The organism is Enterococcus sp. DIV0901a (assembly GCF_051711525.1).
Classification (GTDB): Bacteria; Bacillota; Bacilli; order Lactobacillales; family Enterococcaceae; genus Enterococcus_B; species Enterococcus_B faecium.
The window spans coordinates 1,439,143-1,451,928 of sequence record NZ_JBIOMW010000001.1; the positions used below are offsets into that span (position 1 = coordinate 1,439,143).

At 40.1% G+C, this 12,786-nt stretch carries 12 protein-coding genes; 3 read left to right on the forward strand and 9 right to left on the reverse strand.

What is annotated here, in order from left to right:
* Nucleotides 1–244 precede the first annotated feature (244 nt).
* Nucleotides 245–2,242, reverse strand: coding sequence for a transketolase (tkt, locus tag IGL70_RS06875; protein WP_104873665.1), 1,998 nt, complete (start codon nucleotides 2,240–2,242; stop codon nucleotides 245–247).
* A 101-nt stretch (nucleotides 2,243–2,343) separates the two neighbouring features.
* Entirely contained in the window at nucleotides 2,344–2,595 is a 252-nt protein-coding gene (locus IGL70_RS06880) for a DUF896 family protein (protein ID WP_002295816.1), read from the reverse strand.
* A 146-nt stretch (nucleotides 2,596–2,741) separates the two neighbouring features.
* Between IGL70_RS06880 and lexA the strand changes: the two genes are divergently transcribed.
* Both lexA and IGL70_RS06890 read left to right on the forward strand, forming a co-directional pair.
* Nucleotides 2,742–3,365 (forward strand): transcriptional repressor LexA, encoded by a 624-nt coding sequence (lexA, locus tag IGL70_RS06885; RefSeq protein WP_002296572.1) that lies wholly within the window; start codon nucleotides 2,742–2,744, stop codon nucleotides 3,363–3,365.
* 179 nt (nucleotides 3,366–3,544) lie between these two features.
* Entirely contained in the window at nucleotides 3,545–3,763 is a 219-nt protein-coding gene (locus tag IGL70_RS06890) for a hypothetical protein (RefSeq protein WP_002297436.1), read from the forward strand.
* 288 nt (nucleotides 3,764–4,051) lie between these two features.
* Here IGL70_RS06890 and IGL70_RS06895 read toward each other — a convergent pair whose 3' ends face one another.
* The 7 genes from IGL70_RS06895 to obgE all read right to left on the reverse strand — a co-directional run bounded on the left by IGL70_RS06895 (nucleotide 4,052) and on the right by obgE (nucleotide 11,485).
* On the reverse strand, nucleotides 4,052–4,564 hold the full coding sequence (locus IGL70_RS06895; RefSeq protein WP_002295813.1) for an adenine phosphoribosyltransferase: 513 nt from the start codon (nucleotides 4,562–4,564) through the stop codon (nucleotides 4,052–4,054).
* A gap of 13 nt (nucleotides 4,565–4,577) precedes the next feature.
* Nucleotides 4,578–6,875, reverse strand: a complete 2,298-nt coding sequence (gene recJ / locus IGL70_RS06900) for a single-stranded-DNA-specific exonuclease RecJ (RefSeq protein ID WP_002338264.1) — start codon at nucleotides 6,873–6,875, stop codon at nucleotides 4,578–4,580.
* A 141-nt stretch (nucleotides 6,876–7,016) separates the two neighbouring features.
* On the reverse strand, nucleotides 7,017–7,460 hold the full coding sequence (locus tag IGL70_RS06905; RefSeq protein ID WP_002303793.1) for a LapA family protein: 444 nt from the start codon (nucleotides 7,458–7,460) through the stop codon (nucleotides 7,017–7,019).
* A complete protein-coding gene (locus IGL70_RS06910) occupies nucleotides 7,461–8,249 on the reverse strand; it encodes an SDR family NAD(P)-dependent oxidoreductase (protein ID WP_002295810.1) in 789 nt (262 codons plus the stop codon). It abuts the gene before it with no gap.
* Nucleotides 8,246–9,187, reverse strand: coding sequence for a ribonuclease Z (rnz, locus tag IGL70_RS06915; RefSeq protein ID WP_002295809.1), 942 nt, complete (start codon nucleotides 9,185–9,187; stop codon nucleotides 8,246–8,248). The genes IGL70_RS06910 and rnz overlap by 4 nt, the downstream gene beginning before the upstream one ends.
* Nucleotides 9,188–9,363: 176 nt before the next feature.
* Nucleotides 9,364–9,951, reverse strand: a complete 588-nt coding sequence (locus IGL70_RS06920) for a hypothetical protein (protein WP_002295807.1) — start codon at nucleotides 9,949–9,951, stop codon at nucleotides 9,364–9,366.
* A 220-nt stretch (nucleotides 9,952–10,171) separates the two neighbouring features.
* Nucleotides 10,172–11,485 carry a GTPase ObgE gene (gene obgE, locus IGL70_RS06925; protein ID WP_104873691.1) on the reverse strand — a complete coding sequence of 438 codons (1,314 nt, stop codon included), beginning with the start codon at nucleotides 11,483–11,485 and terminating at the stop codon, nucleotides 10,172–10,174.
* A 286-nt stretch (nucleotides 11,486–11,771) separates the two neighbouring features.
* Here obgE and gap point away from each other — a divergent pair, with 286 nt between their 5' ends.
* Nucleotides 11,772–12,782, forward strand: a complete 1,011-nt coding sequence (gene gap / locus IGL70_RS06930) for a type I glyceraldehyde-3-phosphate dehydrogenase (protein ID WP_002289734.1) — start codon at nucleotides 11,772–11,774, stop codon at nucleotides 12,780–12,782.
* Nucleotides 12,783–12,786: the final 4 nt, after the last annotated feature.

Genomic DNA, 12,786 nt, shown 5'->3' on the forward strand with positions numbered 1-12,786 from the left:
CAAATTCCTCCTCAAAATAAAAAAACTTAATAAAAAGTTCTCTTCTTAAAACAAACTTAATTAATTAAATTATACTTTTAATTCTCAAGAAACACAAACTAATCCGAAGAATTCTTTGTTTTGTCATTTAAATGTAACATAGCCGAAAACGAAAAGTAATATTGATTTATTCTTCTAACACATAAAGAACAGCTGTCTCCAACTTGCAGACAGCTGTTCTTATCAGTCAAACAATTGCTTGGATCTATGATAGTTGATTGTACGTATTCACGACATTTTCTACTGTAAATCCAAATTCTTCTAAAATTTTAGTGCCAGGGGCAGATGCACCGAAATGATCGATTGTAATCGTTGCGCCCTCTGTTCCTACGTAGCGTTCCCATCCAAATGATGCAGCAGCTTCGATAGCCACACGTTTCTTCACTGATTTAGGAAGTACACTTTCTTTATATTCAGAAGATTGTTTTTCAAAGAGGTCAAAGCTTGGCATAGAAACAACAGAAACATCTTTGCCTTTTTCAGCCAATTCTTTTTGAGCTTTCACAGCCAAATCAACTTCAGAACCTGTTGCAATCAAAATACCTTCTGGTGTTTCTCCTTGTGATGGAGAAAGAACATACGCGCCTTTTTTCACCATTTCATCTGCTACTTCTTTTGTAGAAGGCAATACTGGAAGGTTTTGACGACTCAATACAAGGATAGTAGGCGCATCTGTTGTCTCCATCGCTACTTTCCAAGCAGCACGTGTTTCATTTCCGTCTGCCGGACGAATCACTTGAACACCAGGCATGCAGCGAACAGATGCTAGTTGTTCAATCGGTTCGTGCGTTGGTCCGTCTTCTCCGACAGCAACCGAGTCATGTGTTAAGACGTAAACAACAGGAGTATGTTGGATTGCTGCTAAACGAACTGCTGGTCTTAGATAATCGACAAAGACAAAGAATGTTCCACCGTAGATACGAGTTCCGCCATGAAGTTGGATACCATTCATAGCCGAAGCCATTGCAAATTCGCGGACACCGAACCAGATGTTGCGTCCTTCATAATGTTCAGGAGTGAAATCTTTATCTGCAGCCACCATTGTATTATTGGAACCTGACAAGTCCGCTGAACCACCCCAGAAGCTTGGTATAGCTTTCGATAATTCTTGGATGACTTCTTTACTTGAAACACGGCTTGCTTGACTGCTTCCAACTTCATAAGTTGGCAATTCTGCATCCCAGTTTTCTGGTAGTTTGCCATCAAAAGCATCTTCAAATTGTTGTGCTAATTCAGGATAAGCTTTTTTATAATTGGCAAACATTTCATTCCATGCATCTTCAGCTTTTTGTCCTTCTTCTATCATCGTTTGATGGAAGCGGGCAGCTACTTCTTCTGGAACAGTGAAATCTGGATACTCCCAACCATAAACTTCTTTAGCCATCTTGATGCCATCTTCACCAATAGGAGCACCATGGACAGCAGATGTTCCTTCTTTAGGAGCACCATAGCCGATGACTGTTTTTACTTCGATCAATGTTGGTTTGTCTGTTTCAGCTTTTGCTTCTTCAATCGCTTTAGAGATTGCTTCTAGGTCATTTCCGTCTTTCACTAAGATATGTTGCCAGCCATATGCTTCATAGCGAGCACCAACGTTTTCTGTGAAAGCTTTTGAAGTTGGACCGTCTAGTGAAATATCGTTTGAATCGTATAAAACGATCAATTTCCCTAGTTTCATATGACCTGCCATCGAACTTGCTTCTTGAGATACCCCTTCCATCAAGTCTCCGTCACCGCATATTGCATACGTATAGTGATCCATCACATTAAAGTTTTCTTTGTTATACGTTGCTGCAAGGTGCGCTTCTGCCATTGCCATACCGACAGCCATTGCAATCCCTTGTCCTAATGGCCCTGTAGTGGCTTCTACACCATCTGTATGATGTACTTCAGGATGTCCTGGTGTTTTAGAATCCCATTGACGGAATTGTTTCAAATCATCGATTGTCACTTGATAGCCAGATAAATGAAGCAAGCTATACAACATTGCTGACCCATGTCCTGCCGAAAGAACGAAACGGTCGCGGTCAGCCCAGTTTTTTGATGTCGTTGGATTTACTTTCAGGTGTTTTGTCCATAACGCATATGCCATAGGTGCTGCGCCCATCGGCAATCCAGGATGTCCTGAGTTTGCTTTTTGGACTGCTTCAATACTTAATGTACGAATTGTGTTAACGCCAAGTTGGTCAATTTTGTCAAACAAAATAACCCCTCCTATTAATTTAGGTTTTTTTTACCTTTATTTCTTACACTTTCATTCTATAAGATGTCACACGAAAAAGCAATCTTTTTCAGTATTTTTTACTAAAAGTTGTCATTTCGGTTGTGTAAGCCTTTTTTCTTTTGGATTTCTTTTAATTTTTCCGGGGTCACGTCATTGCCCTCAGGATCGACGACTTTCATTCCTTCGATATGATGACGCATACCGGAACGAAAAGCTTCCAAATACTCTTTGCGTAAGTTGATTTGTTCTTGTTCTTCGGCTTTTGAGAGACCATTTTCCTTCTTTTTACGTGCAAGTTCATTGATCCGCTCTATTTTTTCAGGTGACAGCATGCTCAGCCCTCCTTTTACTCTCCTTCATATTATATAAAAACTGAAAAAAAAACAACTAGATAAACTAAATAAAATACGAACATTCGTTTGATTTAGCGCTTTTTATATGGTACTATTTATTTATCAAGTGAAAGAAGGTGTACCTTGTGGCCCGACAAACTGAATCAAGACAAATCGAAGTCTTACGATATATCCATGAACAAGTAACCCAAAAAGGATACCCGCCGACTGTCCGTGAAATCGGGGAAGCTGTTCAGCTTTCTTCTACTTCTACTGTTCACGGTCATCTTGCACGGCTTGAAAAAAAAGGGTTTATCCAAAGAGATCCGACGAAACCTCGTGCAATCGAGTTGACAAAACAAGGTTTAGAAAAGATTGGGATTCGTCCAACAACTATTCCAGTACTTGGCGTCGTAACAGCTGGAGAACCCATTTTAGCAGTAGAGGATGCTTCAGACTTCTTTCCAATCCCTCCTAATCTTTCTTCCGAAGAAGGCAGTCTCTTTATGCTGACAATTCGTGGAGATAGTATGATCAATGCTGGGATCTTGGATGGTGACAACGTGATCGTTCGGAAGCAAGAAACTGCTCAAAATGGCGATATTGTCATTGCAATGACTGCCGAGGACGAAGCGACTTGCAAACGATTCTATAAAGAAAAAAACTTTTTCCGTCTGCAGCCTGAAAACGACTTGCTCGAACCAATCATCTTAGATCAAGTATCTATATTAGGACGAGTAGTAGGACTTTATCGTAGTCATATCTATTAATTGCTACTAATTAAAAGAAAACTTTTTAAAAAGAGTTTGAGACGATGGTCTCAAACTCTTTTTTCGCCCGGGTTCTTCTTCTTTCAAATTTTTATCACTTCCCTCTTTACAAACCGAACAAATATTCGTATACTAAATATACGAACAATTGTTCGCATAAATTAACGAGGTGAGAATTCATGAAATCAATGAGACGTCTTGGCTTAGTATTAACTGTTTTGTTTTTAGGTATTATTATTGGTAATTTCGGCATACGTCCAGCTTTACTTGTGTTTGTTCCGTTATTTACTTTGTGGTTCATGTTGTGGGATGAAAAGAAGTACCGTCAATCTGAGCGGCGCAGAATTCATGAAGATCATTTCTATCATGAGCCCTACTACAGATCCAGGCAATCATAATAAGGATTGACTGCTAATTATTCAAAAGACAAGAAGTTAAACTTTTACGGGGGTGTGACAAAAAATCGGTCACATCCTTTTTTCGAATAAACGGTGTTCTAAAGCCATTTTTTCGGTATTAAGTCAAATTGCGGAAAAAGTGATTTTTTAAACTTCTACTGGTCTTTGCTTGTTTCCATTTATAAAAAAATAGCGACCCTCAAAAGTCAGATAGAGAATCTGACTTTTGAGGGTCGCTTTAAAATCGCTTCTTTAAGAATAACATCAAGAATAGCTTCTTTTTTCTGCTTAATATTCCATTAATGTAATGATGTCATATCCTTTGATTTTGTCGCGTCCATGGAGATCCATCAATTCGATCAAAAATGCGCAGCCTACGACTACACCGCCTAATTGTTCGATCAGTTCGATCGTCGCTTTGATTGTTCCTCCAGTAGCTAGCAAATCGTCACAAATCAGCACACGTTGACCTGGTTTAATGGCATCCTTATGCAATGTCAATGTATCTGTTCCATATTCTAATCCATAAGTCACTTCGATGGTTTCTCGAGGTAACTTCCCTTTTTTGCGGACTGGGGCAAAACCGACTCCTAACTCATAAGCAACAGGACATCCTACGATGAATCCACGGGCTTCTGGCCCAACTACCATATCAATTCGTTTTTCTTTTGCATAATTTACGATTTGTTTAGTAGCTTCCCGATAAGCGTCACCATCTGCCATCAGTGGGGAAATATCTCGAAACACAATTCCTTTTGACGGATAGTCGGGAATACTGGCAATATAATCTTTTAAATCCACTCTTTGTTTCCTCCTAGGTTGTTAACCATTTCTTTATGGTAGGAATATCGCTCAAAAGCAAAAATTCCTCAACTTTGATTTTATTGAGCCGCCGCTGGTATAATCTGCTCTCAGTCAAAGGATGACTTTCTGGGCTAGCGACTTTTTGTAAAACACCGTTCTCTATTGTAACAAATTTCAATTCAAAAAACACCTGTATCATAAAAATTAATAATTTTTCAGGGATACGCAAATATTGAGCTATTGCTTTTATTTTATGACGTATATCAATTCGTTCTTGAGAATGGATCAGTTTAAACAATTTTGCGTACTGTTCTCTTGTGCCTACCCCATTCAAATAGGCCTCATCAGGCGAAATCCCCATCAGATAAACACGATTGAATGAATAAGACCGAAAAACTTCTTTCAGATCCGCTAAATCATCTGGACAATCCATAATAACTAGAGAGTTCGGTTTTCTTTTTTCAATTATTGCCTTTACAGAATCTAGTCCTTCGAAAACAATCGCAGCTTCCTGGATAATCTCAGGCACGAATTTCAACGTCGAAGAATCAAATGCTAAATAAAGGCTACCTTCCGACGTTCGGCTCTGTTCACGGAAACGTTTTGCCCGCCAATCAAATACTTGCAGACCACCCACAGAAAAATCAGATACCATCAGCTGCGGTTTCTTACGCCCGTTCCATTCATTGATCGAAAGCTTTCCTACCACATCTACCTGATTATTCAGCAGTTCTTCTTCTTGAGTACCAAAACCAAAAGCGACCGCATCAAGCTGACTCGATGCATCGGAAAGGACAAATTTCAGATGCTGTTGGTTTGCTCCGATTCTTTTGATATTTTCTGCTTGGACTTGTCGAAATAAAAACTGAGGCAAAGGATTATCCGTACCAAATGGCGCCAATAGTTTCAGCTCATCAATTCGCTCTACTGTTACTTCATTTGGCAGCAATACTTCATCAATTCTCAACTCAGGCCCTCTCATCAAGTCAATTTGATGATCGACTATATATTGGTTCATCTTCTCCTGTAGTATAGTGACATTTTCACTTGGCATCGTTAAACCGACTGCTGCATGATGTCCTCCGAAGTAAGTAAATAAATCTCGCATCTGGTCAAGCATTTCAAAAAGATTCAAGGCTTCAATACTACGTCCAGATCCTTTAGCTGATCCATCTTCTTTTAAAGTAAGGACAAGCGTTGGTTTACCCGTTTCATTCATTATTTTCCCAGCAACAATGCCCAAAACGCCTTCATGCCATCCTCGGTTTACCAATAGATGGATATGATTCTCCTTATTGACCATCGCTAATGCTTCTTGTGTTATCTGCTCTACGATTGCTTTTCTTTCTTCATTGATCTCATTCAATTTTTTTGCTTGAACGGATGCTTCCTCTTCATCAAACGTCGCAAGTAACGAGACGGCAGGACGTGGATCGCCCATCCGACCGATTGCATTTAGTCTGGGAGCAATCGAAAAACCGATCGTTGTTTCGTCTGCGTCCCTCATTTTTACGCCGCTTTCTTCAAATAGCGCCTGAAGTCCTATCCGTTCTGAATGATGAATGGCATCGATTCCTAATGAAACAAGGATTCGATTCTCATCAGTCAATGAAACTAAATCGGCGATCGTTCCTATCGCTACTAAATCCAAAAATTCTACAGGCGGTTCTTCCAATAATGCAGAAGCTACTTTGAATGCTACTCCGACTCCTGCCAAATCTGGAAATGGATAGTGCCCCGCTGGATGACGAGGGTGAACAATCGCATAAGCGTCTGGTAAATTCTCAGGTAGTTCGTGATGATCTGTAATGATCACGTCTACACCAGCTTGCTGAGCGTATGCTACCGCATCATTTCCTGCTACCCCGTTATCAACAGTGATGATCAACTGGATTCCTTCTTCGATCTTTTCTTGGTATACCGATTGGTTTGGTCCATACCCATGCTCAAATCGATTTGGCAGGAATACTTCTACTTCTGCACCAAGTAATTCCAGTGTTTCTTTCATTACCGTTGCACTGGTGATCCCATCTGCGTCATAATCACCGTAAACGAGGATTTTTTCTCCACTGATTACAGCTTCTTGGATTCGGCTGATTGCTTTATCCATATCGTGCATCAGATACGGATCATGTAATTCTTGTTCCTTTGGATGTAAAAATCGGTTGATATCCTTTTCCTCATGGTAACCTCTTTGCCACAGTAACTTACCGACAAATGGAGATAATTTCAGTTCACGGATCATTTGGAGAAAGGATTCAGAAGGCTCTGTCTCGCTTAACTTCCAATCAAAATTTGCTTGTCTCACTTTCTCACTCCTAACTTAATTATTATAGCAAAGGAAATCAGCAAAAAAAAGCAGAAAGAAAGAATAAAAACAGATCAGATCCGCTAGACAGATGTTCAGCAGGACCTGATCTTTTGTACGACCATTTATGAAATATCCCTATTAGTCAAAATAATTGAAGCTTTGTTTGGGCGATTGAGTTTTTTGTTCTTCCGGCGCTTTCAATTGACTGATTTGTGCGGTTTTCGCTTGTAACTCCGCCTGATAAGCAGCTTCCAACTCCGCACGTTCGTTTCTAAACTCGCGTTGCTGTTCTTCTTTTGCTTCTTCAATTTTCTTTTGAAGTTCTGTTTGATATTCTGACATTTCCTGAGTCAGCTGTTTGATTTGCTTTTTTTGCTGCCATAGTGTTGCCGAAGCAGTCAAAAATACAATCAGTGCACCAATCAGCGCAGAACCGATGATCACTAAGATCAATGGCGCAGAAAAGGAAGTGAAGCCAAAACTTACAGGAACATTTTTATTGTTCAATACAGCAAAAAGAACAATAATCAAAACTAAAACAAATCCAAGAATCACATTGCTTTGCTTTTTCAATTCCTTCACCTACTTTTTGTTAAAAATTCCGCTGGCTAAATAATCACCAATCGTTGGAAACAGCGTATAAAATTTTGATGCAACTTCTAAAATAAACGGTTGATTGATTTCCCGTTTTGGATGTCTCATATTGCGGACGATCATTTTTGCCAACTTGGCAGGTTCTAAAACGATTTGTCCGACTTTTTCCAAATAGCTTCCGCTTGGATCAGCCTTATCGAAGAAATCTGTCTCGATTGGACCTGGATTCACTGTCGTAACAGCTACGCCAAGTGGTTTCAATTCTAATCGCAAAGCGTTGGAGAAGCCAAGGACTGCAAATTTCGTGGCAGAATAAACCGTTGATTTTGCAGTTGCCATTTTTCCAGCCATAGACGCGATATTAATGATATGACCTTGTCTTCTTTCTGCCATATCGATCGCAAATTTTTGTGTCAAAACCATCATTCCTAAGATGTTAACTTCAAACATATCGTATGCTTTTCCAAGGTCGAATGTAAGGAAGTCTTCGAAAATCCCAAAACCCGCATTGTTTACCAGAATATCGACGCGCCCGACTTCTTCCATCACCTTTTCATATAATTCGTCCACGCTTTCAGGATTGCTGACATCTACCTTGAAAGCATAAGCCTCTTTGCCGCTCAAGCGTCTGCACTCGTCTCTGACACCTTCTACAAATGCCATTCTTCGTGCGCAACTTATAACGATTGCTCCTTGCTTTGCTGCTTCATAACAGATTTGTGCGCCCAGACCGCCTGAACTACCTGTTACTAAAACAACTTTATCTTCTAAATTCATGCCTCTTCCTCCTCGCGAAATGGAATCTCAATGCTATCAAAATCTTTCATGATCGTCGTGTTTTCAAACACTTCTTGTGCTTCTTTTTCAAGCTCTAAAGCTGCTTTTCCTAAATATCTCGCACTGATATGAGTAAGTAGCAGCCGTTTTGCCTGCGCTTCTTTTGCAACTTCAGCAGCTTGATGAGTCGTGGAATGGAAATAGTTGTGCGCCATTCTTGCTTCATCTTTATTAAATGTGCTTTCATGTACCAGAATATCGCTATTTTCCGCAAGCACAACGGAATTATGTGTTTTTCTCGTATCGCCTAAAATAGTCACGATTCGTCCTTTTTTATCTGGACCTACGAAATCTTTTCCATTGATCGTCCGCCCATCTTCTAGTTGGATCGTTTCACCTTGCTTCAGTTTGCCGTACAGTGGTCCAGCTGGAATACCTAATTCTTTTAGACGATCCACCTGCAATTCTCCTTTATGATCATGTTCAACCACACGATAGCCAAAACTGTCGATCCCATGATTTAGTTTTTTTGTATAAACAGAAAATTGCTGATCAGTAAAAATCGGGGCTGTTTCATTTAGCTCAATGAATTTCAGCGGATAACTTAAACGCGTTTGCGAAATACCTAAAGAGACTTTTATGTATTCCTCTATCCCTTTTGGCCCGTAAATCTCTAATGGCGTATCCCCACCTTGAAATGACCGGCTGCTGATGAGCCCGGGAAGTCCAAAAATATGATCGCCGTGTAAATGTGTAATGAAAATTTTACCGATTTTTCTCGGACGAATAGTCGTTCGCAAAATCTGCATTTGCGTGCCTTCGCCACAGTCGAACAACCAAACTTCATTGCGCTCGTCTAAAAGTTTCAATGCTATACTTGTCACATTTCTATGTTTTGCAGGAACACCTGCACCTGTTCCTAAAAATTGTAATTCCATAATCTACCTGACTTTCTTTAAGTTCCTCTTTAATTTTAGGGTAAAAAGAAGGGATAATCAACCGTAAGTCGAGAATGGGTTCAAATTAAAAATAACGTTCTAAAGCGATAGCGCTTTCTTTGAAAATTACTATAAAAACAGCAGCGAACCCGTTTGAGATCCTCTGCTGTTTTTTATTAATTTGAAGATCCAGAACTTTCATTGTCGTTAGAAGTTTGCGGATGTTTGTCCTTCCAAGTCTTTTGTGCAGCTTCTTTCGCATGATTTTCAGCTTCTTTCGCATCATGCACATCTTTTTCGACATCTTCATAATCCAAGCGGGTAATTTCTCCGCCTAATTCCATCATTACCAATTGATTCAGTGGGCGATTGTCCTCTTCATCAGCAATCAAGATCAGTCCTGTAGCTCCTTCACCGATTTTATTTCCTACAAAGTCGAACACGGTCTGGGCATCTTTTATTTCTTTGGCATCTTGTGTCGCACCGATCATTCCTCCGGCAAACCATCCTAATAAAATCCCTAGCGGACCACCTAATACACCAACCAACATTCCGATTAATCCACCCGTAGAAGATTTGTTATTACCGGTAAAGTCGATAAAATCTTCTATTTTGAATTGATGTGTCCCATTAGGATCATGGCTGACAACTGCCATCTGTTCTCCTTTAATCGAACGAACAGCATGTAACTTTTTGATTTCTGAAAATGCCTGATATGCCTGGCTTTCTACTTGAAAATTTAAAATGATTACTCGTTTGCTCATTAAAAACGCCCCTTTCATACCTTCTTGTTATTTATTTTACCTTTAATTGTAAAATAAGAAAAGAAAAGCACTCTTTTTTTCCAATAAAATAGGGCTGTGACAAAAGTCGTATCACAGCTCCTTTTTCCGAATAAACGGCGTTCTTGAAGCTGACCACTTCTGTCACAACCTCCCTTAAATCTGAATCTATATTTTTTGGTATTTGTTTTTATTTGCTTGCCTATTCGATAAATTCAAATTCAAACTCACCGATACGTACAAGGTCGCCATCTTTCGCACCGCGTGCCCGAAGAGCTTCATCCACACCCATACCACGTAATTGACGAGCAAAACGCATCACTGTTTCATCATGATCGAAATTCGTCATTTGGAATAATTTTTCGATCTTCTCACCAGATAAGATCCACGTTGCATCTGAATCACGATCGATTTGGAACTCAGGACCTTCTGGATTGAATCCATAGTGTACAGTTTCTTCTTCCAGTTCTTCTTCGTACAATGGGAATTCTGGCGTTACTTCTAACAAATCTGCTGTAGCATTCAATAACGCGTCCAATCCTTGTCGAGTCACTCCAGAAATTGGAAATACTGGGATGTCATCAGCAAATTCATCTTCTTTTTCCTTGTTCAGCTGTTCTTTGAATTTCACTAGATTTTCCTGTGCATCCGGCATATCCATTTTGTTTGCCACGATGATTTGCGGACGCTCTAGCAAGCGTAAGTTATAAGTAGATAATTCTTTGTTGATGGCAAGATAGTCTTCATAGGGATCTCGTCCTTCCATCCCACTCATATCGATCACATGTAAAATTACTCGTGTTCTTTCGATATGACGAAGGAATTGTGTACCCAGCCCAACACCTTGCGAAGCTCCTTCAATCAAGCCTGGCAAGTCTGCTGCGGCAAAACTTCTGCCATCACTTGTAGTAACCATTCCTAGATTAGGGACGAGCGTCGTGAAATGATAAGCGCCGATTTTTGGACGAGCAGATGAAATAACGGATAGTAAAGTCGATTTCCCGACAGATGGAAAACCTACAAGTCCAACGTCTGCCAATACTTTCAATTCTAGTTCGATTTTTCGCTCTTGTCCTGGTTCACCGTTTTCAGCAATTTCCGGTGCAGGATTCCGAGGAGAGGCAAAACGGATATTCCCTCGTCCACCGCGTCCACCTTTTGCCACAACTAGTGTTTGACCATTTTCAATTAAATCTCCTAAAAGAGCACCAGTCTCCGCATCTCGGACAGTGGTTCCTTGTGGTACTTTAACATAGGTATCTTCTGAACCACGACCGTGCATCCCTTTACTCATCCCATTTTCACCTGGCTGCGCTTTGAAATGGCGATTGAACCGAAAATCCATCAATGTACGTAACCCTTCATCGACGATCAAGATGACATCGCCGCCACGACCACCGTCTCCGCCAGCCGGTCCGCCGTCAGGAACGTATTTTTCGCGACGAAATGCAACCATTCCGTCTCCGCCCTTGCCAGCTTTCACATCGATCGTTACTTGATCTAAAAACATGGACATAATTAAGTCCTCCTATTATTCATTTATTTATTTGACTGCCTGAATTTCCACAATAAACAAAAGTCTTACTTATTTTATCGGTGAAATCTGATTTTGTCTATCATTTCAGCAAAAAGATTGTTACCTTCTTCTTTTTTTATCATTTGGTAAGGTTTCCAACCTTTTTTCTGCTACCAAGTATAATTTTTTGACAAAATATTCTTTGCGTAGCAGAATAACAGTGTATTAATTGTATTAATTGAGGATGCCGTTTCACAGCACCCCTAATAAAGGAGGAACTTTTGATATGACAGTAAAAGTAGGTATTAACGGATTTGGGCGTATTGGCCGTCTGGCTTTCCGCCGCATCAAAGAAGTCTCAGATGATATTGAAGTAGTAGCAATCAACGACTTAACAAGTCCAACTATGTTAGCACAATTATTGCAATTTGACTCTACTCATGGTACTTATCCTGGCACAGTTACTGCAACAGAAGACTCAATCGTAGTGGATGGCGAAGCAACTCGTGTTTATGCAGAACCCGACGCAAGCAAAATCCCTTGGGCAAAAGAAAACGGTGTAGATATCGTACTAGAATGTACTGGTTTTTATACATCTGAAGAAAAAGCAAAAGCGCATTTAGATGCTGGTGTCAAACGAGTAGTTATTTCTGCCCCAGCTGGTGCTATGAAAACCATCGTCTATAACGTCAATGATGATACATTAGATGAAAACGACAAAATCATCTCAGCAGGTTCATGTACAACAAACTGTTTAGCACCTATGGCTTATTTCTTAAATAATGAATTTGGGATCGAAGTTGGTACAATGACAACAGTTCATGCCTACACTTCCACACAAATGCTCTTAGATGGACCTGTAAAAGGCGGTAATTTACGTGCTGCTCGTTCAGCTGCTGACAATACTATCCCACATTCTACTGGTGCTGCGAAAGCAATCGGCTTAGTTATCCCTGAGCTACAAGGAAAATTACAAGGACACGCACAACGTGTTCCAGTCGTTGATGGTTCATTAACTGAATTGGTTTCAGTATTGAAAACAAAAGTAACTGCTGATCAAGTAAACGAAGCAATCAAAAAACACACAGTTGACAATCCTTCATTCGGGTATGATGACCGTCAAATCGTTTCTAGCGATGTCATTGGAACAACTCAAGGTTCGATCTTTGACCCAACGCAAACAGAAGTAACAACTGCTGGTGATTTCCAACTTGTTAAAACTGTTGCATGGTATGACAATGAGTATGGATTTACTTGCCAAATGATTCGCTTACTAGAAAAATTCGCTAATTTGTAATTTG